Annotated in this window: 23 protein-coding genes; 7 read left to right on the top strand and 16 right to left on the bottom strand. The window is 73.3% G+C overall.

The annotated features are described in order from the left end of the window. Positions 1–180: 180 nt before the first annotated feature. Both CG736_RS06880 and CG736_RS06875 read right to left on the bottom strand, forming a co-directional pair. A complete protein-coding gene (locus CG736_RS06880; RefSeq protein WP_100585607.1) occupies positions 181–660 on the bottom strand; it encodes a GNAT family N-acetyltransferase in 480 nt (159 codons plus the stop codon). A gap of 21 nt (positions 661–681) precedes the next feature. Further along, entirely contained in the window at positions 682–1,083 is a 402-nt protein-coding gene (locus tag CG736_RS06875; RefSeq protein ID WP_100585264.1) for an ankyrin repeat domain-containing protein, read from the bottom strand. A 195-nt stretch (positions 1,084–1,278) separates the two neighbouring features. On the opposite strand from CG736_RS06875, the gene CG736_RS06870 reads away from it, so the two are divergent. From CG736_RS06870 to CG736_RS06860, 3 genes are all read left to right on the top strand, one after another. After that, positions 1,279–1,473 (top strand): hypothetical protein, encoded by a 195-nt coding sequence (locus CG736_RS06870; RefSeq protein WP_014134294.1) that lies wholly within the window; start codon positions 1,279–1,281, stop codon positions 1,471–1,473. Between the two features lie 117 nt (positions 1,474–1,590). Then, positions 1,591–3,192: a hypothetical protein gene (locus tag CG736_RS06865; RefSeq protein WP_232733846.1), complete on the top strand. Its 1,602-nt coding sequence runs from the start codon at positions 1,591–1,593 to the stop codon at positions 3,190–3,192. 268 nt (positions 3,193–3,460) lie between these two features. Then, the gene (locus CG736_RS06860; RefSeq protein WP_043908226.1) at positions 3,461–3,835 is read left to right on the top strand and encodes an RNA polymerase-binding protein RbpA; all 375 of its coding nucleotides are present in this window, start codon (positions 3,461–3,463) and stop codon (positions 3,833–3,835) included. 94 nt (positions 3,836–3,929) lie between these two features. Here CG736_RS06860 and fxsA read toward each other — a convergent pair whose 3' ends face one another. The 4 genes from fxsA to CG736_RS06840 form a co-directional block, all read right to left on the bottom strand. Next, positions 3,930–4,499 (bottom strand): FxsA family membrane protein, encoded by a 570-nt coding sequence (fxsA, locus tag CG736_RS06855; RefSeq protein ID WP_043909382.1) that lies wholly within the window; start codon positions 4,497–4,499, stop codon positions 3,930–3,932. A gap of 988 nt (positions 4,500–5,487) precedes the next feature. Further along, positions 5,488–7,062, bottom strand: coding sequence for an apolipoprotein N-acyltransferase (gene lnt / locus CG736_RS06850; protein WP_232733845.1), 1,575 nt, complete (start codon positions 7,060–7,062; stop codon positions 5,488–5,490). Positions 7,063–7,107: 45 nt separating this feature from the next. Continuing rightward, on the bottom strand, positions 7,108–8,772 hold the full coding sequence (locus CG736_RS06845; protein ID WP_100585263.1) for an amidohydrolase: 1,665 nt from the start codon (positions 8,770–8,772) through the stop codon (positions 7,108–7,110). 42 nt (positions 8,773–8,814) lie between these two features. Further along, entirely contained in the window at positions 8,815–9,255 is a 441-nt protein-coding gene (locus CG736_RS06840) for an Lrp/AsnC family transcriptional regulator (RefSeq protein WP_035859581.1), read from the bottom strand. A gap of 208 nt (positions 9,256–9,463) precedes the next feature. Between CG736_RS06840 and CG736_RS06835 the strand changes: the two genes are divergently transcribed. The 3 genes from CG736_RS06835 (at position 9,464) to CG736_RS06825 (ending at position 12,688) form a co-directional block, all read left to right on the top strand. Next, positions 9,464–9,865: a hypothetical protein gene (locus tag CG736_RS06835; protein WP_100585262.1), complete on the top strand. Its 402-nt coding sequence runs from the start codon at positions 9,464–9,466 to the stop codon at positions 9,863–9,865. A 77-nt stretch (positions 9,866–9,942) separates the two neighbouring features. Continuing rightward, entirely contained in the window at positions 9,943–10,566 is a 624-nt protein-coding gene (locus CG736_RS06830; protein WP_100585261.1) for a uridine kinase, read from the top strand. A 316-nt stretch (positions 10,567–10,882) separates the two neighbouring features. Further along, a complete protein-coding gene (locus tag CG736_RS06825; protein WP_100585260.1) occupies positions 10,883–12,688 on the top strand; it encodes an AAA family ATPase in 1,806 nt (601 codons plus the stop codon). A gap of 3 nt (positions 12,689–12,691) precedes the next feature. Here CG736_RS06825 and CG736_RS06820 read toward each other — a convergent pair whose 3' ends face one another. Further along, on the bottom strand, positions 12,692–13,099 hold the full coding sequence (locus CG736_RS06820; RefSeq protein ID WP_100585259.1) for a hypothetical protein: 408 nt from the start codon (positions 13,097–13,099) through the stop codon (positions 12,692–12,694). Between the two features lie 43 nt (positions 13,100–13,142). Then, a complete protein-coding gene (locus tag CG736_RS06815) occupies positions 13,143–13,817 on the bottom strand; it encodes a TetR family transcriptional regulator (protein WP_100585258.1) in 675 nt (224 codons plus the stop codon). Positions 13,818–13,885: 68 nt separating this feature from the next. Here CG736_RS06815 and CG736_RS06810 point away from each other — a divergent pair, with 68 nt between their 5' ends. Continuing rightward, complete coding sequence (locus CG736_RS06810; protein ID WP_100585257.1) at positions 13,886–14,764, top strand: SDR family NAD(P)-dependent oxidoreductase; 879 nt, start codon at positions 13,886–13,888, stop codon at positions 14,762–14,764. 52 nt (positions 14,765–14,816) lie between these two features. On the opposite strand, the gene CG736_RS06805 is transcribed toward CG736_RS06810, so the two are convergent. The 8 genes from CG736_RS06805 to CG736_RS06770 all read right to left on the bottom strand — a co-directional run bounded on the left by CG736_RS06805 (position 14,817) and on the right by CG736_RS06770 (position 21,526). Continuing rightward, positions 14,817–15,848, bottom strand: coding sequence for a hemolysin family protein (locus CG736_RS06805; protein ID WP_100585256.1), 1,032 nt, complete (start codon positions 15,846–15,848; stop codon positions 14,817–14,819). Beyond that, entirely contained in the window at positions 15,845–17,185 is a 1,341-nt protein-coding gene (locus tag CG736_RS06800) for a hemolysin family protein (RefSeq protein WP_100585255.1), read from the bottom strand. The genes CG736_RS06805 and CG736_RS06800 overlap by 4 nt, the downstream gene beginning before the upstream one ends. 204 nt (positions 17,186–17,389) lie before the next feature. Next, positions 17,390–17,833, bottom strand: coding sequence for a PH domain-containing protein (locus CG736_RS06795; protein WP_232733844.1), 444 nt, complete (start codon positions 17,831–17,833; stop codon positions 17,390–17,392). Positions 17,834–17,892: 59 nt separating this feature from the next. Beyond that, positions 17,893–18,741, bottom strand: coding sequence for an ATP phosphoribosyltransferase (gene hisG, locus CG736_RS06790; protein WP_100585254.1), 849 nt, complete (start codon positions 18,739–18,741; stop codon positions 17,893–17,895). Between the two features lie 33 nt (positions 18,742–18,774). Beyond that, entirely contained in the window at positions 18,775–19,047 is a 273-nt protein-coding gene (locus tag CG736_RS06785) for a phosphoribosyl-ATP diphosphatase (RefSeq protein ID WP_043908254.1), read from the bottom strand. A gap of 104 nt (positions 19,048–19,151) precedes the next feature. Beyond that, positions 19,152–19,637: a 6,7-dimethyl-8-ribityllumazine synthase gene (ribH, locus tag CG736_RS06780; RefSeq protein ID WP_100585253.1), complete on the bottom strand. Its 486-nt coding sequence runs from the start codon at positions 19,635–19,637 to the stop codon at positions 19,152–19,154. 45 nt (positions 19,638–19,682) lie between these two features. Next, the gene (locus CG736_RS06775) at positions 19,683–20,948 is read right to left on the bottom strand and encodes a bifunctional 3,4-dihydroxy-2-butanone-4-phosphate synthase/GTP cyclohydrolase II (RefSeq protein ID WP_100585252.1); all 1,266 of its coding nucleotides are present in this window, start codon (positions 20,946–20,948) and stop codon (positions 19,683–19,685) included. Continuing rightward, on the bottom strand, positions 20,945–21,526 hold the full coding sequence (locus CG736_RS06770; protein ID WP_100585604.1) for a nicotinamide mononucleotide transporter family protein: 582 nt from the start codon (positions 21,524–21,526) through the stop codon (positions 20,945–20,947). Before CG736_RS06770 ends, CG736_RS06775 begins: the two co-directional genes overlap by 4 nt. Between the last annotated feature and the right edge of the window lie 34 nt (positions 21,527–21,560).

The raw sequence follows: 21,560 nt of genomic DNA, 5'->3' as shown, positions 1-21,560 counted from the left end.
GGGCAACGGACCGCCGCGGCACCGGTCGGCAGCGTCAACGGGCTTGACGCACAGGGAAGTTCGGTGGAACACAGCCCCGTCCGAGCCCCGACCTGCGGCGGGCCGGGAGAACGGCGGAGCGGCCGCCGCCCGCGGATCACGGGTCGACGGCCGCTCCAACCGGACCGGCGGGTGCGAAAGTTACAGCGCGCCGAGCTCCTTGCCCATGCAGATGCTGAGCTCGTGGTCCTTGTAGAAGCCGAACTTGCGGATCTCGGCGTAGCCCTCGGAGGCGTACAGTCCGACGGCCTCCGGCTGCAGGGTGCCGGTCTCCAGCACCAGCCGGGTGCGGCCGGCGGCGATCGCTGCGGCTTCGAGGTGCCGCAGCAGGGTGCGGGCGTAGCCCTTGCCGCGAGCGGCGGGGACGACGTACATCCGCTTGAGTTCGGCGTCGCCGTCGCGCAGGCCGTCCGCGTCGCGCTCCTTGACCCGCCAGCCGCCGCAGGCCACCGGCTCGCCGTCCTGGTAGCCGATCACGAACAGCCCGGCGGGCGGGTCGAAGTGGTCGGTGTGCATGGCGGTCTGGTCGCCGTCGCCGTAGCGCAGGACGTACTCCTGCTGGACGTCGGCGGCGAGCTGCTGGGCGTCGGGGTGTCCGAAGCCGGTGGTGCGGATCTCCATGTCGGTCAAGGGTACGGGCCGCTATCGGGCGGCCGTGAGGCGGGCGACCAGATCGCTCTTGCCGAACAGTCGGGCGGCGTCGAGCGCGGAGGGCGCGCCGGCGTGCGGGTCGGCGCCGTGGGCGAGCAGGGCGTCGACGACCTCGGTGGCGCCCTTGAAGACGGCGCCGGCCAGCGGGGTCTGGGCGCGGTCGTTGGCCCGATCGGGTTCGGCGCCGCGTTCCAGCAGTGCGGTGACGGTGGCGGCGTGGCCGTGGTAGGCGGCGAGCATCAGCAGGGTGTCGCCGCGGTCGTTGGTGAGGTCGGCGGGGACGCCGGCGTCGAGGTGGGCAGCCAGCAGCGTGGTGTCGCCGGTGCGGGCGGCGTCGAACAGGCGGCCGGCGAGGGCGACGACCTCGGGGTCGGGCGGAGTGTGGTCGGTCATGCGCGAACGGTAGCGGACGCCACTCGGGGCGCGGTTCCGGACGGCCGTTCGGGCGATCTCCGGGCGGGCGGGACGCGGTCGCGGCGGGCGGCCCGGTGAGGTCCACCCGTTTGCCGCACACCATCATCTATTACTTTTTGTCACCATAAAGGCACTTTCTGTCACACTGTCCCCGCCCTTTGTGAGGAGCGTCCCGTGATTCTCTCCATCTCCGGCATCGTGCTGTTCGGCGTCATCGCCTTCCTGTTCTTCCGCCGGGACGGGCTGAAGATCTCGCATGCCCTGGTGTGCGCGCTGTTCGGCTTCTACGTCGCGGGCTCCTCGATCGCCCCGAGCATCCAGGCGGGCGGCGCGAGCCTGGCCAGCCTGATCGGCGGCCTGAAGTTCTGAACCGTCCCGGCTCCCGGCGGCCCGGGCGCGGAGGTCCCACCGCCCCGGGCCGTTCGCCGACCCGGGCCGACCCCGCCCGACCCACCGCCACCACCCCATCCCGCCACCGGAGCCCGCATGTCCTTCACCCGCCACTTCCACCGGGGCCGCGACCTCGCCCGCACCGCCGGCGACCACGCCGCCGACGTGTTCGCGCCGCTGACCGTGATCGGCCGCGGCCTGCGCCGCCACGCCGACTGGACCAAGGCCCGCTGGGCGGCCACCCCGAAGGAGCGCCGCGGCCCGACGCTGCTGGTCGGCGCGGCCGTCACGATCGGCGTCTTCCTCCTGCCGCACGGCCCGCTGATGGCGCTCGTCGCCCTGGTCGCCTCGGCCGCCTGGGCCGGCCGCGGCCCCAAGTCCGAACCCGAGCCGGAGGCGGACCTCGCCGACACCAAGCTGACCGCGCTGTACGCGGCGCTCACCCCGTACCTCGGCGGGATCGACGAGCCGTTCGCGCTGTACCGGCTGGACGGCGAGTGGCGGGCGGCGTTCTCCGGCTGGGAGTTCGACCCGGACGGCCGCCTCACCGCGCTGGAGATCTCCTACCCGGCGTACTTCACCGACACCGAGCCCGCCGCCCGGGCCCGGATCGAGCAGGTCGTGCAGGGCAAGGCCGGCCGCTCCCGGGAGTACCGCTTCGACTGGGACGAGGAGATCAACCGGCTGCGGGTGAGCGCGCTCGCCCCGCTGCCCGCCGACATCGTGGCGCAGCGGTTCGTCACCGCGCCGGGCGAGATCGTGCTCGGCTTCACCGACGGCGCGGGCAGCAACCGCACCATCCCGGTCGAGCAGGGCGGGGCCACCGAGCAGCAGCCGCCGGTGGTGTGGCGGGTCGGCCCGCGCTCCGGCGAACCGCACCTGCTGGCCCTCGGCGCCGCCGGGTACGGCACCTCGACGCTGCTGCGCTCGATCGCCCTGCAGGCGCTGCCGCACGGCGACCTGGTGGTGGTCGACGGGGCGAGCACCGGCGAGCACGCCTGCCTGGTGAACCGTCCCGGCGTGTACACCGTGGAGACCAGCCTGCACGGGGCGCTGGCCGCGCTGGACTGGGTGGCGAAGGAGACCGAGCGCCGGCTGATCGCACTGAACGCGGCCCGCCACCACGGGGTGGCCGCGCCGGCCGACGTCACCCGGCCGCTGTGGATCCTGCTGGACCACCTCACCGAGCTGTCCGAGCTCGCCCACGCCGAGGGCCGCACCGACCCGCAGGAGCTGCTGGAGGTGCCGCTGCGGCACGGCCGGTCGGCGCGCGTCACGGTGGTGTTCGTCGACGACCTGGAGGCCCGCCACCGGATCGCCGCCACCGTGCACGCCTGCACCCGGGCCCGGGTGGTGCTCGGTCCGATCACCTCCGAGTCCGGCTCGGCCGGGCTGGGCGTCCCGCTGGACATCGCGCCCGCCGCGCACACCCCGCCCGGCCGCGGCTACGCCCGGATCGGCACCGCGGCCCCCGTCCGGGTGCAGGTCCCGGTCACGGTGGACCCGCTCGACGAGGAGGCCCCGCAGGCGCTGCGCGAGGCGGTGGTCGCGCTGCTGCCGCACCGCGACACCCGCACCGAGGAGTCCCCGTCCGCCGGAGCGGAGGTCACGGGGTCGGAGGCCGCCGGGGCCGAGCCGGAGCGGGCCGAGGTCCGGCTGACCAAGGACCACGCCCCCGCGCAGCCCGGGATGGCCTGACGACCCGCCCTCGACCTTTCCTCGACCTTCCCTCGACCATCTCTTCGAACGCTCTGCGCGCGCCGACCAGAAGTGCACAAAATGTGACACGCCGGGTGATATCACCGCTCAGATGTGACAAATCGGGCGACCATGGGTACAAACAGGGGCGGCACGACAGGCGACGTATGTCCCGGACGGGAATCTTCGTCGGAGGTCGGGCGTTGGACCCATCGACGAAGACAGCGACCACTAGTCCTGTGGGCAAGAAGCCCGGGAGGCACGATTCATGAGCGAGCGAGCTCTCCGCGGCACGCGACTCGGGGCGACCAGCTACGAGACCGACCGCGGCATTGATCTGGCACCGCGCCAGACCGTCGAATACGCATGTCAGAACGGACACCGCTTCGAGGTTCCGTTCTCGGTCGAGGCGGAGATCCCCGTGGTGTGGGAGTGCCGTTTCTGTGGCCAGGAGGCCGCACTCCTCGACGGCGACGAGCCTGAGGAGAAGAAGACCAAGCCCACACGTACCCACTGGGACATGCTGATGGAGCGCCGGACCCGCGAAGAGCTCGAGGAGGTCCTGGCCGAGCGCCTGGCCGTCCTCCGCTCCGGCGGGATGAACCTGGCGGTCCACCCGCGGGATTCCCGCAAGTCCGCCTGACGGACCGAAACCCGCACCACTGCCGAAGGGCCCCGGAAGTTCCGGGGCCCTTCGGCGTTGCCTGCTGTTGCCCGCTGTCGGGATCAGGAGCGGGTCACGGGGCGATCGGCGGCCGGTACTCGGTGTCCGGCCCCTTCGGGCCGGCCGGCGGGTCGACGACCTCGCCCTGGACGATCTTGCCGTCCGGGCGGTGGATGCGCAGCTGCTCCTGCAGGCGCATCGCGTCGGCGAACCGGTCCGCGCCGACCGGGGCGGTGGAGCGCAGCACGCTGCCGGTGAGCCGGCGGGCGACGGCGCGCCACACGGCGCGGGTCGGCGGGAGCAGCAGGGTGGCGGCCAGCAGGTCCGACAGGAAGCCCGGCAGGATCAGCAGCACACCGGCCAGCACCGTCATCGAGGTGCCGGTCTGCGGCTGCGCGGACTGCGGGTCCTTGGACAGCTCGACGGCCGCGCGGAACGCCCGCGCCCCGGCGCGCTTGATCACCGTGCCGCCCAGGAACACCCCGGCCAGCAACAGCACCAACGTCAGGAACCAGCCCACCCAGCCGGCCACCACGGTGACCAGCCAGATCTCCAGCACCAGCCAGACGGCGATCAACAGCGGCACGATCCGGGCAAGACGCCCACGCCGGGTCGGACGGGCCGGGGTTGCTTGCTGGGACACGGTACGGATCCACTCCATCGCGGTGCTCTCAGCGACGACCGGCGACTCCGGCCGCATTCACGGCACCACCCTGGACAACGGCCCACCGGGCCTGCGTGTTCCGCCGCACGGGCCCGTCGCCCGCCCCACCGCCCGCCCGGGCCTGCTCGGCTACTCGGTGTCGGACCTGCCTCAGGGATGCCTGCCCGCCCACCGCGAGGCGGCAGGCCGGGCAGCGGCAGGGACCCGCTCCGGCCCTACGCTCCGTTGCCCACAGCCCCACTGCCCGACCTCGGACCCGCGAAGCCGAAGGCCGACGACGGGCCGCCGAGCACGAACCTCCCACCCTCGCCCGGCGGCCCTCCGCACTCCTCCGCCCGGGCCGTGACGCGACCTGCCCGACCACTCAGACCCGCTTGGCCGCCCGACGACGCAGCAGGCCCGTCGCGAAGACCAACAGGCCACCGAGCGCGAACCTCCCGCCCTCGCCCAGGCGACGCTCCGCGCTCCGCCGCCTAGGCCGTGACGCGTCCCGCCGCTCGCCCGGGCCTGCTCGGCTACTCGGTGTCGGGCCTGCGTCAAGGATGCCTGCCCGCCCACCGCGAGGCCGCACGCCGGACGAAGGCAAGCGCCCGCTCCGGCCGCACACGCCGCGGCCCCCGACCCCACCACCTGACCTCGGACCCGCATGACGACCCGAGGCCGCAAAACCGGAGCCGGCAGGCCACCGAGCGCGAACCTCCCGCCCTCGCCCGGCGACCCTCCGTGCCCCGCCGCCCAGGCCGTGACGCGTCCTGCCGACCGCTCAGGCCTACCTCAGGCCCAGGGATGCCTGGCCGCACGCCGGACGGAGGCAAGGGCCCGCCCCGGCCGCACACTCCCCTGCCCCCGACCCCACCACCTGACCTCGGACCCGCATGACGACCCGAGGCCGCAAAACCGGAGCCGGCAGGCCGCCGCGACGAACCTCCCGCCCTCGCCCGGCGACCCTCCGTGCCCCGCCGCCCGCTCAGGCCTGCTTGGCCGCCCGGCGGCGCTGGAGGCCCGTCGCGGCGGCGAAGGCGCAGGCCAGCAGGCCGCCGAGGGCGAGGATCCATTCGGGGCCGGCGCCGACCTTGTCGGCGATGGTCTGGCCGTCGCGCAGCGGGACCACGGCGTTGAGGACCTCCTGGTCGAGCTCCGCGGTGCGCTGCTGGACCTCGCCGTCCGGGGTGATCACGGCGCTGACGCCGCTGGTGGCCGCGATCAGCACGGCCCGGCCGTGCTCGACGGCGCGCAGTCGGGACATCGCCAGCTGCTGCTCGGTCTGGCCGGTCCGGTTGTAGGTGGCGTTGTTGGTCTGGACGACCAGCACCCGGCCGCCCTGGTTGACGGTGTCGCGGACGATCTCGTCGTACGCCACCTCGAAGCAGATCACGTCGCCGATCCGGGCCGGGCCGAGGTGCATGACGCCGCTGCCGGTGCCGGGGTAGAAGTCGCGGGCGACCCGCTGCAGGCGGGTGATCACCTTGGACAGTTCGGCGCGGAACGGCACGTACTCGCCGAACGGCACCGGGTGCTGCTTGGTGTAGGACTCCCCCGGGCCGGTCGTCGGGTCCCACACGATGCCCTCGTTGCGCACGTGCTGCTGGTCCGGTCCGTCGACCAGGGCGCCGACCAGGGTGGGGACGCCGATGCTCTTCACGGCCTCGTCGATCCGGGCGTAGGCCGCCGGGTCGGTGAACGGGTCGAGGTCGGAGGCGTTCTCCGGCCAGATCACCACGTCGGGCTTGGGCACCCGGCCGGCGGCGACGTCCGCGGCGAGCTGCTCGGTGGTCTTGGCGTGGTTGTTGAGCACCAGCATCGGCCGGCCCAGGAAGTCCATGCCGGGCCGGTCCACGTTGCCCTGGACGATCGCGACCTTCACGGTGTCGGCGGCCGCGGTCGGCACCGGCACGACATAGCCGATCAGCACCAGCGCGACGGCCGCCAGGCCGCCCGCGACGGTGCGCCACGGCAGCACGGCGGTGCCGGCCCGGCGGGCCCGCAGCACGCACAGCGCCGCCCAGGCGAGCAGCGTGCCGCAGCCGGCCACCGCGAAGGTCACCAGCGGGGCACCGCCGAGCGCGGCGAGCGGCGTGAACGGGCTGGCGGTGTTGGCGAACGCCAGGCGGCCCCAGGGGAAGCCGCCGAACGGCAGCCGGTCACGGGCCCACTCCTGGGTAACCCAGAGCATCGCGGCCCACAGCGGCCAGCCGCGCAGCTTCGAGGTCAGCGCCAGGCCCGCGCCCATCAGCGCGAGGAACAGCGCTTCGATCGCCGACAGGCCGATCACGCCGTCCCAGCCCACCACCCGCAGCCAGGACAGCAGCACCACGAAGAACGGCACTCCGAACACGAAGCCCAGCCAGGCCCCGTGCCGGGCCCGCCGCCCCCGGGTCAGCAGCGTCAGCGCCGCCACCCCGAGGATCGACAGCGGCCACACGTCGTACGGCGGGAAGGCGAACGCCATCGCCGTCCCGCACACCGCGGCCAGCCCCGTCCGGGCCCACCATCCCCCGCGGCCGGGGCGCTGCGGCGCGCTGTCCGCCTGCCCCTCGGTCACGGGGTGCTCCTGCGAAACGGGCAGTGCCACCTGCGCACCATCTCTCTACTTCGTACGACGTCCCCCGAAAGGTACCTCACCCGAAGAGACGGTCTGCTGGCCCTGGTGGGTGTGGACCGTCCGGCCCCGGACGACGGTGCGCAGGCAGGTGGGGAGGGGTTCGCCGGGGGTTAGGTCGGGGAGGCCGGGGGTGCCGGAGCGGGGGTCGGTGGACCAGCCGGCGATGCGGTTGTCGGGGGCCTGGACGACCAGCTCGGTGGTGGCCCAGACCGCGTAGGAGGCGATCGCGCCGGGCACCAGGACGCCGTCGGCGTCGTGGCCGAGGGCGCGGTGGCCGCCGCGGGTGTGGGCGGTGAACGCGGCGCGCACCGAGATCCGGTGCTCGGGGGTGCGGTGGAACGCGGCGGCGCGGACGGTGCCCCACGGGTCGAGCGGGGTGACGGGCGCGTCGGAGCCGAAGGCCAGCGGGATGCCGGCCCGCAGCATCGCGGCGAACGGGTTGAGCTGCGCGGCGCGGTCGGCGCCGAGGCGTTCGACGTACATGCCGTCGGGGCCGCCCCAGGCGGCGTCGAAGGCGGGCTGGACGGAGGCGGTCAGGCCGAGTTCGGCGAACGCGGCGAGGGTCTCCGGGGTGAGCGCCTCGGCGTGCTCGACGCGGTGCCGCATCGCCTTGACCCGTTCGGCGCCGAGCTCGTCGCCGGCGGCGCGGACGCCTTCGACGACGGCGGTGATCGCGGCGTCGCCGATCGCGTGGAACCCGGCCTGCAGGCCGGCCTCGGTGCAGGCGGCGACGTGCTCGGCGATCTGCCCGGCCGTCAGGTAGGCGACGCCGGTGTGGCCGGTGTCGGCGTAGTCCTCGTGCAGGCAGGCGGTGTGCGAGCCGAGCGCGCCGTCGACGAACAGGTCGCCGCCGGCGCCGACCGCGCCGAGCCGCTTGGCGGTCTCGACGCCCGCGGCGCCGAGCTCGCCCCAGTAGCCGAACACCTCGGGGCCGGGGGTCTCGGCGGCGAGGGCGAGCAGCGCGGCGAGGTCCTCGACGGAGGAGATGTCGGGGCCGGCGCACTCGTGCAGCGCGCCGATGCCGAGTTCGGCGGCGCGGCGCAGCGTGGCGAGCTGGGCGTCGCGGCGCTGGGCGGGCGTGAGGTGGGCGAGCGCGGCGCGGCGGACGGCGTGGTGGGCGTCCTGGGTGAGCGGGCCGTCGGCGGAGTACCCGGCGCAGTCGGCCAGTGCCGGGACGAGGGCGCGCAGGGCGCTGGTGGCGAGGCCGGAGTGGACGTCGGTGCGGGACAGGTAGAGCGCGGCCCCGCCGGCGGCGGCGTCGAGTTCGGCGAGCGAGGGGGCGCGGCGCTCGGGCCAGCGGGTCTCGTCCCAGCCGTGGCCGAGCAGGACGCCGTCGGCGCCGCCGGCGGTGAACTCGGCGATCGCGGCGAGCGTTTCGGCGAGCGAGGTGCCGGCGGTGAGGTCGAGGCCGGTCAGGGCGAGGCCGGTGGAGGTGGCGTGCACGTGGGCGTCGACGAACGCGGGGGTGACCAGGGCGCCCTGCAGGTCGACGATCTCGTCGGCGACGTCGGCGTAGGCCTCGGCGGCTCCGTCGCTGCCGACCCAGGCGATGTGTTCGCCCTCGACCAGCATGGCGGTGGCGAAGGGGTCGGCGGGGCTGTAGACGTTGCCGCCGCGCAGCAGGACGGTCCGGTCGGTGCGTTCGGTCATGGCGACCAGTCTCGCATCCTGGCCGATTGCACAGTCGGGGGGTCAGAGCTTCGGGGGGCGGGCCTCGTACGGGGTGGAGAGGACGACGGTGGTGCGGGTGGACACGCCGGCGGCGGAGCGGATCCGGGCGAGCAGGTCCTCCAGGTCGCCGGGGCCGGGGACGCGGACCTTGAGGATGTAGTTCTCGTCGCCGGCGACGCTGTGGCAGGCCTCGATCTCGGGGAGGGCGACCAGGCGTTCGGGGGTGTCGTCGGGGGCGCTGGGGTCGAACGGCTTGACGGAGATGAACGCGGTGAGCGCCAGATCGACCGCCTCGGGGTCGACGATGGCGGTGTAGCCGCGGATGACGCCGCGCTGTTCGAGGCGGCGCACCCGCTGGTGCACGGCCGAGGTGGACAGGCCGGTGGCCTTGCCCAGGTCGGTGTAGCTCATCCGTCCGTCCTGCAGCAGCAGCTGGACGATGCGCTGGTCGAGTTCCTCCACAAGGCGTCAACCTACTCGATGGACGGCCGGGCTGTGCAGACAGCTCGCTGGGGGCGCATTCGGGGGGCACATGCCAACGGAATGTGGCGAGGAACACACTTGGTGCATCACCGTGCGCCGGAGCGCAGGGTTATGACGCGTCGTCAGCGGGAAGTGCTGCTGGTGGCCCGGTCAACGAGTGATTCCGGCCCGATCCGAGGGGGATCAGATGCCTTCCACCGACCAGCGTCCCGACGTCGAGGACGAACCCGTCGCGTCCGAGCCGCCCTTCGGGACGGACCCGGGCGCGGCCGACAACTGGGACATCGTGCGGGTGCACTGCCCGGCCTGCGACCGCCCGATCGCCCTGATCGGGGACGAGGAGAGCCTGCCGCAGCACGCGGTGCTGCCCTCCGCGTGGAACCCCTTCCAATCGGCGATCTGCCGGGGCACCGGCGCGCCGACGGCCGACCTGCCGGAGAGCGTGGAGCAGCCCGAGCAGGGCGCCGTCGAGAACCTGGTGGCGCTGCCGACGGCGCTGGACTGGCGCACCCAGCCGTTCTCGCACGCGGGCGCCCACCGCGCGGTGCGCGCCCTGGTGCCCGCGCAGCGCGACCGCCGGGCGGCCTGACCCGCCCGTTCCCGTCGAGGGCGCCGCGGCTCCGGTGCCCTCCGGGAGCCCCCCGCCCGGCCACGTAGGCTGGCCGGATGACCGATGCCTTCCCCGACCTGTCCGCGCTGGCCGCGGGCCTGCTCGCGCTGCCGCCGTCGCTGGGCCCGGTGCGACTGGTCGCGGTGGACGGGCACGCCGGTTCCGGCAAGACCACCTTCGCCGGCCGGCTGGCGGCGGCGCTGGGCGGCGCACCGGTGGTGCACCTGGACGATCTGGCGACCCATCGGGAACCGTTCGGCTGGGTGGACCGGCTGCGCGCCCAGGTGCTGGAGCCGCTGGGGCGGGGCGAGTCGGCCCGGCACGGCGTGTACGACTGGACGGCACGGGAGTTCGACGACGTGGTGACGGTGCCGCCGGCCCCCGTGGTGCTGCTGGAGGGAGTGGGCGCGGGCCGGCGGGCGGTGCGTCCGGCGCTGGCGGCGCTGCTGTGGATGGAGCTGGACGCGGCGGCGGCGCGGGCCCGCGGAGAGCTGCGGGACGGTCCGGAACTGGCCGAGTTCTGGGCGGGTTGGGCGGTCGCGGAACGGGCGCACTTCGCCGCCGATCCGAGCCGTCCGTCCGCCTCGCTGCGGGTCGACGGGATCACCGGGCGGATCGTCGGGGACACCCTGAGTGAACCGTTTGAACCACTCTTGACCTGCGACGTCGCCAGGATCTAAGTTCAGCCTGTCGCGGAAATCAGTTGAATCCGCAACCACAGACACGGCGTCTCCGGCTTGTTCCCCCGTGAGCCGGAGACGCCGTTCTCCTGCGCCCGGTGTTGTGTTCGTGCCCCCAACACCCGATCGTCTCGCGCCATTTGACTCGCGCGCCACCCTTACGGATCAGCTCCGCGCCGGTACCATGCCCACGCAGGCCCGTTTGAAGCGGCCCGAGGTCTGGCGGGGGGCGTCAGTGACGGTGGAGAGTTCCGGCGGCAAGGGGCCCGCCGCGGCGGGGCCGGATCCGGAGGCCGACCGCTCGTGGTCGCGTGCCATGGACGCCTACACGGCCGGTTCCTACGCCCGCGCGGAGGAGGAGTTCAAGGCCGCGGTCCGGGTCGACCCGGGCATGGCGGACGCCTGGCTGGGCCTGCACGCGCTGCGCAGCGACACCGCCGGCGCGCTGCTGGCGATGCACCGGCACCGGGAGCGGTTCGGCGAGCAGCGCGAGCGGCACCGGCGCCCGCTCAGTTCCTGGTACTGGCTGGGCTGGTGGGTGCAGCCGGTGCTGGAGAGCGCGCAGGACCTCGCCCTGGCGCACGCCTCGCACTGGCTGGACGGGCGTCACCTCGCCGAGCTGGACCAGGCGTTGGCGTCCTGTCCGACGCCGGAGCAGGAGCCCGCGGTGCGGTTCCTGCACGCCTGTCGCTCCTACCTGCTGAAGGACTGGGAGCAGTTGATCCGGGACACCGACCGGCTGCTCGACGATCCGGTGCTGGGCATCGAGGCCGGCCTGTTCGCGGGGATGGCCCGGGTCCGGCTCGACATGTGCGCGCAGGCGCAGCGCCCGCTGGCGGCCTCGCTGGCCCGCTGCCGCTCCGAGCAGCCGCAGCGCAAGGAGTTGCGCTACTGGCTGGGCCGGGCGTACGAGGGCGCGGGGCGCAGCGCGGCGGCGCTGCCGCTGTACCGGGCGGTGCACCGGGCCGATCCGGCGTTCATGGACACCGAGCAGCGGCTGGCGGCGATCTCCGCCGAGGACGGGCTGCTGGACGGCGCCGCGCTGTCGGGCGAGTCGTACGGCGAGTACCGGGGCGCGGTGGTGGAGACCGCGGTCGAGACCTTGGAGGACGTCGAGCCGGAGCGGGCCCAGCCGCCGGCCGGGGAGCCGCGCGGCGGGCAGCTGGCCGAACGGGCGTCCGCCGCTTCGCCGTTACCCCTGCGACTGGGCAACTGGCCTGCGGCGGCGGCGATTCCGCCGGCCGGGCCGAACCCCGGTCCGGCGGCCCGGCTGGAGCTGGACCAGGCGCTGGCGGAGCTGGAGGCGATGGTCGGCCTCGACCCGGTGAAGCGTCAGGTGCGGGCGCTGTCGGCGCAGTTGCGAATGGCTCGGCTGCGCGCGGACCGGGGGCTGCCGGTGCAGCCGCCGAAACGGCACTTCGTGTTCTCCGGGCCCTCGGGCACCGGCAAGACCACGGTGGCGCGGATCCTCGGCCGGGTCTTCCATGCCCTCGGGCTGCTCTCCGGCGACCACCTGGTGGAGGCGCAACGAGCCGACCTGGTGGGCGAGTTCCTCGGGCAGACGGCGGTGAAGGCGAACGAGCTGATCGACTCGGCGCTGGACGGCGTGCTGTTCATCGACGAGGCTTACTCGCTGGCCAACTCCGGCTACAGCAAGGGTGACGCGTTCGGCGACGAGGCCCTCCAGGTGCTGCTGAAGCGCGCCGAGGACAACCGGGACCGGCTGGTGGTGATCCTGGCCGGCTACCCGGAGGGCATGAACCGGCTGCTGGCGACCAACCCGGGCCTGAACTCGCGGTTCACCACCCGGGTCGACTTCCCCTCCTACCGCCCGGCCGAACTCGCCGAGATCGGCGCCCAGTTGGCCGGCGCCGACGGCGACGACTGGGACGTCGACGCGGCCGAGGAGCTGGCCTCGATCTGCGCCCACGTGGTCGCCGAGGGCTGGATCGACCAGCTCGGCAACGGCCGCTTCATCCGCACCCTCTACGAAAAGTCCTGCGCCTACCGGGACTTGCGGCTCTCCGGCCAACGCGGCATCCCGTCCCGCGAGGACCTGGCGACCCTGCGCCTGCCGGACCTCCTCCAGGCGTACGGCGAGCTGATCGACGGGCGACAGTGACGGTCAGAAGGGCCAGATCGGCAGGTACTCCAGCAGCAGCAGGACCGTGACGGTGCCGCTCACTGCCAGCGCGGCCCACGCGCCTCGGCGCCGCTCCTCCGGGCTCCGATCGAACCTGTGGACATACGGGCTCCCGGCCCGTTCGAATTGCGCGATGCCCTCGCGGAGCAGCCAGAACAGCAGCGGGAAGGCGAGCAGCACGTCCGCCGCCACCAGCATCATCGTCGGAACGCTGCTGCCCCGGAGACAGGGCAGCATGATCGCGGGGACCAGCGCCGCGATGGAGAGGAATGCCTTCCGCCGGTTCCTCGGCTCCGTGTAGACGTGCAGCACCGCCGCAATGTTCAGCAGGTATCCGGCCGCGAGCAGGCACAGCACGAGGGGTACCGGCGGCGAGTCGATCAGTGCCATGGTTGTCGGTCCTCCCGCTGCGGCGCATGAATCGCCGCTCACTCTAGGCCCTGTCCGACCTCGGCATCTGTGCCTGTGTTCCCGTCAGGAAGGCGCCGAGGACGCGCCGCAGCCGGGGTTCGACCTCGACGATCGCGTGGCCGAGGCGGGGGTCGGAGGCGTAGAGGGCCTGCAGGCGGGGGCCGGGGGTGGCCATCTGCCAGAGGGCGCCGGCCATGCCGGTGGCGGTGGCGGCGAGGTCGAGCACCTGCTGTTCCGTCAGGCCGAGGAGGCGGTTCAACTCCGCGCCGATCAGGGCGACTTCGTCCAGCGTGACGAGCTTGAAGGCGCGCACGGCGTCCAGTGAGACGTTGCGTTCCAGGTTGAGCGGGGCCTGGGCGAGCAGGTCGCAGAACATCGGGCGGGCCGAGAGCGTCGCGGCGAGCACCTCGGCGACCTCGGCGGGGGTGGCGTGCGCGCGGGCCGCGAGATCGGCGCGCAGCGCGCCGGACCACTCGCGCCAGCCCTGGGCGGTGAGTTCGAGGAAGATCTGCTCCCTGGTCTCGAAGTACCGCAGCAGCGCCGACTTGTGCATGCCCACTTCGGCGGCGATGTCCGTGAGGGTGACGTCACGGATGCCGCGCCCTTCGCCGAGCGCGCGGGCCGCGTCCAGGATCGCCCCTTCGCGCGCCTGCTTGGCCTCGGCGCTGCGCGCCCGTCGGAAGGCTGGCTGAGTCATGGGGCCATTCTAGGAGCCGCTAACACAACAGTGTTGCGCTAATAAGAGAACGGTGTTGTACTAAACCCATGAGCGAAGAAGCGCGCACCACCCAGCAGCAGGTCTGGTTCATCACCGGTTCGTCCCGCGGCTTCGGCCGCGCCCTGGTCACCGCCGTCCTCGAAGCGGGCGACCTGGTCGTCGCCACCGCCCGCCGCCCCGAGCCCCTCGCCGCGGAACTCGCCGAGTACGGCGACCGCGTCCTCACCGTGCCCCTGGATGTCACCGACCCGGTGGCGGCGCAGCGCGCGATCGACGCCGCGCTCGCCCGCTTCGGCCGCATCGACGTGCTGGTGAACAACGCCGGCTACGCGAACGTCTCGCCGGTCGAGACCTCGGACGACGCCGACTTCCGCGCCCAGTTCGAGACCAACTTCTGGGGCGTCTACCACGTCACCAAGGCGGCGCTGCCCGCACTGCGACGGCAGGGGTCGGGCACCGTCGTGCAGTTCTCCTCGGTCGGCGGGCGGGTCGGCGGCTCCCCCGGCATCGCCTCCTACCAGGCCGCCAAGTTCGCCGTCGACGGCTTCACCCGGGTGCTGGCCACCGAGACCGCGCCGTTCGGCATCCGATACCTGGTGGTCGAGCCGAGCGGCTTCGCCACCGACTGGGCGGGCGCCTCGATGACCGCCTTTCCCGTCCCCGAGGCCTACGACGAAACGGTCGGCGCGATGAACCGGCGGATGCGCCAGGGCGAGGCCGGGGCCGCCGGCGACCCGGAGCGCGCCGCCGCGATCATCGTCCGCACCGTCAAGCGCGGCGACGCCCCGAGCCACCTGCTGCTCGGCGTGAACGCGGTGACCATGGCGCTCGACTGGTCCCGCCGCCAGCTCGCCGAGGCGACCGCCTGGGAGCAGGTCAGCCGCTCCGCCGACTTCGCCGAGCCGTACCCGGTGGAACTGCCGTGAACGGCGGCGGCCCCGCCGCAACGAGTGCGACGGGGCCGGGAGCAGCGGGCGATCAGTGTCGGTGGTCCGGGTCGTGGACCTCGCCGACCAGCTCCTCCAGCACGTCCTCCAGGGCGACCAGGCCGAGCTGGCGGCCGTCCGCGTCCACCACGGCCGCCAGGTGGGCGGCGGCGCGGCGCATGGAGGCGAGCGCGTCGTCCAGCCGCAGGCCGGAGCGGACCACGGTGATCGGCCGCCACAGCCGGTCCGGGACGGGCGCCGTCAGGTCGTCGACCTCCAGCGAGTCCTTGACGTGCAGGTAGCCGAGCACGGTGCCCTGCTCGTCGGCGACCGGGAACCGCGAGAAGCCGGTGCGCACGGCGAGCTGCTGGATCTGGTCGCCGGTGACGTCGCGGCCCACGGTGACCAGCTGGTCGGCGGGCAGCAGCACCTCGGTGACCGGGCGGCTGCCCATCTCCAGGGCGTCCTCCAGGCGTTCGCGACGGGTGTCGTCGAGCAGGCCGGCCTCGCCGGAGTCGGCCAGCAGGTGCAGCAGCTGCTCGCTGGTGAACACCGAGTTGACCTCGTCCTTGGGCTCGACCCGGAACAGCCGCAGCACGCCGTTGGCGAAGGCGTTCAGCAGGGTGATCACCGGGGCCAGCCAGCGGGCCAGGCGGTCCAGCGGCGGGCCGAGCCAGAGCGCGGCCTTCTCCGGTCCGGCCAGCGCCAGGTTCTTCGGCACCATCTCGCCGATCACCATGTGCAGGAACACCACCAGGCTGAGCGCGATGGCGTAGCTGAGCAGGTGCATCGCCGAGTCGGGCACGCCGAGCGCGTGGAAGGCGGGCTCCAGCAGGTGCGCGATGGTCGGCTCGGCGAGCGCGCCGAGCAGCAGCGAGCAGACGGTGATGCCGAGCTGGGCGGCGGCCAGCATCGCGGAGACGTTGGACAGCGCGTGCAGCACGGTGCGGGCGCGCCGGTTGCCGGCCTCGGCGAGCGGTTCGATCTGGCTGCGGCGCACCGAGATGACGGCGAACTCGGCGCCGACGAAGAAGGCGTTGCCGAGCAGCAGGAGCAGCGAGAAGGCGAGTTGCAGGGCGCTCATCGGTTGCTGTCCTGGTCCTCGTGGTCGTCCTCGGAGCGGGTGCGGCGCACCTCGACCCGGCTGGTGCGGTGGCGGTCGACGGCGGTCACCGTCAGTTCCCAGCCCGGCAGTTCGACGCTCTCGCCGACGGCGGGGAGCTTGCCGAGCAGGTCGGCGAGCAGTCCGCCGAGGGTCTCGTAGGGACCGTCGGGGGCGTGCAGGCCGATCATGGCGAGCTGGTCGAGCCGGGCCCGGCCGTCGGCGTCCCAGACCGGCAGTCCGTCGCGCGGGCCGAGCGGGCGCAGGTCGGGGGTGTCGGCGGGGTCGTGCTCGTCCTGGACCTCGCCGACCACTTCTTCGACGATGTCCTCGATGGTGGCGACGCCGGCGGTGCCGCCGTACTCGTCGACCACCACGGCCATCGGTTCGCGGCCGCGCAGCAGGTCGAGCAGTCGCTCGGCCGGCAGCGTCTCGGGGACCAGCAGCGGCGGGGACGCCAGGTGGCGGACCTTGGTGTGGTCGCGGCGGTCGGCGGGGACGGCCAGGGCGTCCTTGAGCGTGACGGTGCCGGTGACGTTGTCCAGGCTGTCGCTGTACACCGGGAAGCGGCTCAGCCCGGTGGCCCGGGTGAGGTTGAGCACGTCGCCGGCGGTGGCGTCCTGCTGGAGCGCGGCGACGTCGATCCGCGGCGTCATGACGGATTCCGCGGTCAGCTCGCGCAGGCCCAGGGTGCGCACGAACAGCGTCGCCGACTCCTCGTCCATCGCTCCGGCCTGGTACGAGTGCCGGGCGAGCGCGAGGAGTTCGTCGGCGGTGCGGGCGTGGCCGAGTTCCTCCTGCGGCTCGATGCCGAAGAGCCGGACGATCCGGTTGGCGGCGCCGTTCAGGAACGCGATCAGCGGGCGGCAGGCGGCGGAGAACACCCGCTGCGGTCCGACCACGGCGTAGGCGACCTGCATCGGGTGGGAGATCGCCCAGTTCTTCGGGACGAGTTCGCCGATCACCATCTGCAGCACGGTGGCCAGCACCAGGCCGACGATCAGCGCGGTGCCGCGGGCCGCCGAGTCGGGCAGGCCGACGCCGGTGAACACCGGCGAGAGCAGGGTGGACAGCGCCGGCTCGGCGAGCATGCCGACCACCAGCGAGGTGATGGTGATGCCGAGCTGGGCGCCGGAGAGCTGGAAGGACAGTTCGTGCAGGGCCTTGGCCAGGCCCTTCGCCCGGCCGTCGCCGGTGGCCGCGGCGCGTTCGACGGTACCGCGGTCGGCGGTCACGAACGCGAACTCGGCGGCCACGAACAGGCCGTTGGCGAGGATGAGCAGGAAGGCCGCGAGCAGCAGGAGCCAGGCGGTGGTCATCGGGCCGCCCGCCTTCCCTGGCTCGGAATGTGCATGGCGGCGCGGGTACTACCGGACGGATCGTCCATCGAGGGGAGGTGTCACTCCTCAGGTCGCGGGCGGACGCGGCAGGCCTGACACTGGTGGGCTTTGCCGCGGTTTTACCAGCGTAGACGATACCCGAACGGTCTTCCGGCGCTGTTCGGCCGGGCTGCCGGGGGCGTGTCAGCCCCGGGTCGCGCCCCGCTCCTCGACCAGGTCGCGCAGCGTGCGGGCGGCCGTGACGGCTTGGTCGCGTCCGCCGGCGGGCTGGATGCCGACGGCGGCCAGCGCGGTGCCGTCGGCGAGGTCGAGCATCACCCACGGGTCGCCGTGCTTGAGGTTGACCCGGACCACCTCGGCCCAGGCCAGCCGGCGGCTGCGGACGAAGTTGACCACCGTCAGCCCGTCGGCGTCGGCGACCACCTTGGGCCGGGCCAGCATCAGGCCGACCGCGGCGAACAGCAGGCCGCTGATCACCATCATCACCCGGTCCCTGAGCTGCCAGTTCTCCGGCAGCACGACGGCGAGCACGGCGAACAGCACCACCATCAGGGCGCCCAGCGTGAGCAGCACGGCACGGTTCCGGCGGGGGGCCCAGGTGACGGGCAGAGTGAGGGGGGTCGACACGGGTGGCTCCAAGAAGAAGCGGGGGCCGCCGGGCGGGCGACCCCCGTTCCGGTGACGGATCAGATGCGGCAGGCGTGGATGTTGGTGACCAGGATGGCGCGGGCGCCGATCGCCCACAGGTCGTCCATGATCCGCTGGGCCTCCTTGCGGAGCACCATCGAGCGGACCGCGACCCAGCCGGCGGTGTGCAGCGGCGACACGGTCGGCGACTCCAGGCCGGGCGTGAGCGCGACGGCCGCGCCGACGTTCTCGGCCCGGATGTCGTAGTCCATCAGCACGTAGCGGCGGGCCACCAGCACGCCCTGCAGGCGGCGCAGGAACTGGTCGACGCCGGCGTCCTGACCGGCGCCCTTGGGGCGGACCACCACGGCGTCGGAGATCAGGATCGGGTCGCCGAACACCTCCAGGCCGGCGTTGCGCAGGCTGGTGCCGGTCTCCACCACGTCGGCGATCACGTCGGCGACGCCCAGGTGCACGGCGGTCTCCACCGCGCCGTCCAGCTTGGTGACGGTGGCCTTCACGCCGTGCTCGGCGAGGTGCTGCTCGACCAGGCCGGTGTACGAGGTGGCGATCCGCAGGCCGTCGAGGTCCTGCACGGTGGCGATCTCGGCGCCGACCGGCTTGGCGAACCGGAAGGTCGAGCCGGCGAAGCCGAGCGCGAGCACCTCCTCGGCGTCCGAGGCGGAGTCCAGCAGGAGGTCCCGGCCGGTGATGCCGATGTCGAGCCGGCCGGAGCCGACGTAGACGGCGATGTCACGCGGGCGCAGGAAGAAGAACTCGACCTGGTTGTCCGGGTCGACCAGGACGAGTTCCTTGGGGTCCTTGCGCTGCCGGTAGCCGGCCTCATGGAGCATCTCCGCCGCGGGACCCGAGAGCGAACCCTTGTTGGGGACGGCGATGCGGAGCATGAGAGGCGAACCCTTCGTCGACTGCGGTGGGATTTACAGGTACTTGTAGACGTCTTCGAGCGTCAGCCCGCGAGCGATCATCATCACCTGGACGTGGTAGAGGAGCTGGGACATCTCCTCCGCCGCTTCCTCGGGCGACTGGTACTCGGCGGCCATCCAGACCTCGGCGGCCTCCTCGACGACCTTCTTGCCGATGGCGTGAACGCCCTGCTGCACGAGCTGGGCGGTGCGGGAGGTCTCGGGGTCGCCGGTGGCGGCCTTCTGCTGGAGCTCTGCGAAGAGCTCCTCGAATGTCTTGGAAGCCATGATGACCTCACCTTACGGGGTGCGGGCTGACGGGCGGTAAACGGTTCCGCACCGTGGACAGTCCGCTGGACATCCGAACGGACCGCCACGGTGCGATCAGCCGATCAACGCCAGGGCTCGACGACCTCGCGGAGCGCGGCCGCGGTGGCGACGGCGGCGGTCGCCGCCTCGTGGCCCTTGTCCTCGACGGAGTCGGGCAGCCCGGCCCGGTCCAGCGCCTGCTGCTCGGTGTCGCAGGTCAGCACGCCGAAGCCGACCGGGACGCCGGTGTCCACCGCGACCTGGGTCAGGCCGAGCGTCGCGCCCTGGCAGACGTAGTCGAAGTGCGGGGTGCCGCCGCGCACCACCACGCCCAGGGCGACGATCGCGTCGTAGCCGCGGCCGGCCAGCTGCTTGGCCGCGACCGGCAGCTCGAAGGCGCCGGGGACGCGGACCACGCTCGGCTCCTCGATCCCGACCTCCTTGAGCGCCCGCAGCGCGCCCTCCAGCAGCCCGTTCATCACCCGGTCGTGCCACTGCGCGGCGACGATCGCGACCCGCAGGTCGGCGCAGTTCTGCGGGGACAGCACGGGGGCTCCGTGTCCGGCCATTTCGGTTCCTCTTTCGACGGTGCGTCAGAACGGGTGCTTCGACGGCTACTTGTTGTCGTCCTCGAGCCACGGCAGGTCGTGGCCCATTCGGTCGCGCTTGGTGCGCAGGTAGCGCAGGTTGTGTGCGCCGGCAGCGGTGGGCAGCGGGCGGCGGGCGGCGACCTTCAGGCCGTGCTCGGTGAGCGCGGCCTGCTTGGCCGGGTTGTTGGAGAGCAGGGTGAGCGAGCGCACCCCCAGGTCGGCGAGCATCTGCGCGCCGATCGAGTAGTCGCGGGCGTCGGCGGGCAGCCCCTGGTCGAGGTTGGCATCGACGGTGTCACGGCCCTGCTCCTGGAGCTGGTAGGCGCGCAGCTTGTGGGTCAGTCCGATGCCGCGGCCCTCGTGGCCGCGCAGGTACAGCACCACGCCGCGGCCGGCCTCGGCGACGGCGCGCAGCGAGGCGTGCAGCTGCGGGCCGCAGTCGCAGCGCAGCGAGCTGAACACGTCGCCGGTCAGGCACTCGGAGTGCACCCGCACCAGCACGTCCTCGCCGTCGGGGAGCTTCCCGTCGGCGTCCAGGCCGCCGGCCACCAGGGCCAGGTGCTCGACGCCGTCGATGGTGCCTCGGTAGCCGACGGCGGTGAACTCGCCGTGGTCGGTGGGCAGTCCGGTGACCGCGACGCGGTCGACGTGCAGCTCGGTGCGGCGCCGGTAGGCGATCAGGTCGGCGATGGAGATGATCGCCAGGCCGTGCCGGCGGGCGAAGGCGTGCAGCTCGGGCAGCCGGGCCATGGTGCCGTCGTCGTTGACCACCTCGGCGATCGCCGCGGCGGGGGCGAGGCCGGCCAGCCGGGCCAGGTCGACGGCGGCCTCGGTGTGCCCGCCGCGCGCCAGCACGCCGCCGTCCACCGCGCGCAGCGGGAAGACGTGGCCGGGCCGGGTGAGGTCGCCGGGCTCGGTGCCCGGGGAGGCCAGCAGCCGGACGGTGCGGGCCCGGTCGGCGGCGGAGATGCCGGTGTCGATGCCCTCGCGGGCGTCCACCGAGACGGTGTAGGCGGTGCCCTTGCGGTCCTCGTTGACCTGCGTCATCGGGGGCAGCCGGAGCCGGTCGAGCTCGGCGCCGGTCATCGGGGCGCAGACCACGCCGGAGCTGTAGCGGATGGTGAAGGCCATCAGCTCGGGGGTGGCGGCCGACGCGGCGAACACCAGGTCGCCCTCGTTCTCGCGGTCCTCGTCGTCGACCACGACCACGGCACGGCCGAGCGCGATGTCGGCGATGGCGCGTTCGACCGGGTCGAGGGCGATCGGTTCTTCGGGCTGGTCGGCGCTCATGCGGCAACTCCCTCGGCGCGCGGGACGGTTCGGACGGTGCGGGCCTTCGTCCACCAGCTGGCCAGGCCGGCCACCACCAGGACGAAGTAGACGGTGAAGGTGAGCGCGGAGAACACGTAGCCGTGGGCGTAGCTGTACGGCACGCTGATCACGTCGACGGCGATCCAGGCGAACCAGAACTCCACCCAGCCGCGGGCCTGGGCGTACATCGCGGCCAGCGTGCCGGTGAAGATGTACGCGTCCAGCAGCGGGTTCCAGGACAGCTTCGGGAAGGCGTTGAACAGCACGGCGACGGCGGCGGTGCCGGCCGCGGTGGCCAGGACCAGCACGGCGCGCTGCCGCCAACCGGCGAACCGGACCTCGATCTCGCCGGTGTCGCGGCGGCCGCGGTTCCACTGGGTCCAGCCCCAGATCGCGGTGACCACGACGATCACCTGCTTGCCGATCAGGCCGGGCACCTGCCCGCCGAGGAACACGCTGATCAGCACGGCGCCGGCCAGCAGCTGGGCGGGCCAGGTGAGCACGGAGCGCCGCCAGCCGAACGCCAGCCCGGCGAGCCCTATCAGGTTGCCGACCATGTCGGCCACCTTCACCTTCTCGCCGAAGGCGGTG

It is taken from the genome of Kitasatospora sp. CB02891 (assembly GCF_002803145.1).
Taxonomy (GTDB): Bacteria; Actinomycetota; Actinomycetes; order Streptomycetales; family Streptomycetaceae; genus Kitasatospora; species Kitasatospora griseola.
Note: the sequence above shows the minus strand (reverse complement) of the source record. Positions and strands in the feature narration are given on the sequence as shown.

What these genes read in the sequence shown, in the direction of transcription:
- CG736_RS06880 (WP_100585607.1), bottom strand. Translation starts at nt 660, where the DNA reads ATGGAGATCCGCACCACCGGCTTCGGACACCCCGACGCCCAGCAGCTC.
- CG736_RS06875 (WP_100585264.1), bottom strand. Translation starts at nt 1,083, where the DNA reads ATGACCGACCACACTCCGCCCGACCCCGAGGTCGTCGCCCTCGCCGGC.
- CG736_RS06865 (WP_232733846.1), top strand. Translation starts at nt 1,591, where the DNA reads ATGTCCTTCACCCGCCACTTCCACCGGGGCCGCGACCTCGCCCGCACC.
- CG736_RS06860 (WP_043908226.1), top strand. Translation starts at nt 3,461, where the DNA reads ATGAGCGAGCGAGCTCTCCGCGGCACGCGACTCGGGGCGACCAGCTAC.
- CG736_RS06845 (WP_100585263.1), bottom strand. Translation starts at nt 8,772, where the DNA reads ATGACCGAACGCACCGACCGGACCGTCCTGCTGCGCGGCGGCAACGTC.
- CG736_RS06835 (WP_100585262.1), top strand. Translation starts at nt 9,464, where the DNA reads ATGCCTTCCACCGACCAGCGTCCCGACGTCGAGGACGAACCCGTCGCG.
- CG736_RS06830 (WP_100585261.1), top strand. Translation starts at nt 9,943, where the DNA reads ATGACCGATGCCTTCCCCGACCTGTCCGCGCTGGCCGCGGGCCTGCTC.
- CG736_RS06825 (WP_100585260.1), top strand. Translation starts at nt 10,883, where the DNA reads ATGGACGCCTACACGGCCGGTTCCTACGCCCGCGCGGAGGAGGAGTTC.
- CG736_RS06820 (WP_100585259.1), bottom strand. Translation starts at nt 13,099, where the DNA reads ATGGCACTGATCGACTCGCCGCCGGTACCCCTCGTGCTGTGCCTGCTC.
- CG736_RS06815 (WP_100585258.1), bottom strand. Translation starts at nt 13,817, where the DNA reads ATGACTCAGCCAGCCTTCCGACGGGCGCGCAGCGCCGAGGCCAAGCAG.
- CG736_RS06810 (WP_100585257.1), top strand. Translation starts at nt 13,886, where the DNA reads ATGAGCGAAGAAGCGCGCACCACCCAGCAGCAGGTCTGGTTCATCACC.
- CG736_RS06805 (WP_100585256.1), bottom strand. Translation starts at nt 15,848, where the DNA reads ATGAGCGCCCTGCAACTCGCCTTCTCGCTGCTCCTGCTGCTCGGCAAC.
- CG736_RS06800 (WP_100585255.1), bottom strand. Translation starts at nt 17,185, where the DNA reads ATGACCACCGCCTGGCTCCTGCTGCTCGCGGCCTTCCTGCTCATCCTC.
- hisG (WP_100585254.1), bottom strand. Translation starts at nt 18,741, where the DNA reads ATGCTCCGCATCGCCGTCCCCAACAAGGGTTCGCTCTCGGGTCCCGCG.
- CG736_RS06785 (WP_043908254.1), bottom strand. Translation starts at nt 19,047, where the DNA reads ATGGCTTCCAAGACATTCGAGGAGCTCTTCGCAGAGCTCCAGCAGAAG.
- ribH (WP_100585253.1), bottom strand. Translation starts at nt 19,637, where the DNA reads ATGGCCGGACACGGAGCCCCCGTGCTGTCCCCGCAGAACTGCGCCGAC.
- CG736_RS06775 (WP_100585252.1), bottom strand. Translation starts at nt 20,948, where the DNA reads ATGAGCGCCGACCAGCCCGAAGAACCGATCGCCCTCGACCCGGTCGAA.
- CG736_RS06770 (WP_100585604.1), bottom strand. Translation starts at nt 21,526, where the DNA reads ATGGTCGGCAACCTGATAGGGCTCGCCGGGCTGGCGTTCGGCTGGCGG.